The sequence below is a fragment of the Vibrio sp. 10N.222.55.C6 genome (genome assembly GCF_041473395.1).
Lineage (GTDB): Bacteria > Pseudomonadota > Gammaproteobacteria > Enterobacterales > Vibrionaceae > Vibrio > Vibrio crassostreae_C.
The window spans coordinates 1-329 of sequence record NZ_JBFRSD010001311.1; the positions used below are offsets into that span (position 1 = coordinate 1).

The 329-nt window shown below is 44.7% G+C and carries 1 pseudogene; it reads right to left on the minus strand.

From position 1 onward, the window contains the following. A pseudogene (locus AB4486_RS28660) lies at nucleotides 1–329 on the minus strand (fumarate hydrolyase); the annotation flags it as partial.

The window sequence follows — 329 nt, forward strand, 5'->3', positions numbered from 1 at the left end:
CCTGTAATCGCCCCGATAGAATGCCCAAATAGAGACACATTCGTTTTGTCGAGGCTACTAAATGCTGCATCAGTAGCAGAATTTAACGCAAAACGAACTCCAAGACCATCAATGGCGCTCTGACGGATGTTATCTCGTGCAACAGGTAAATACTCAAGATTCATGTATACAGTAGGTGTTGTTGGTGTCGTAACAATATCTGCACTTAGTGCGCGTTGACCGTGAAGTGGTTGGTCGATAGCAATAATTGCATAGGGTTTGTATGGTGCAGATCCAGTAAGTGCGCCGCCAATATGCTGCATCGCAAAAGCATAAGCACTCTCTTTGAT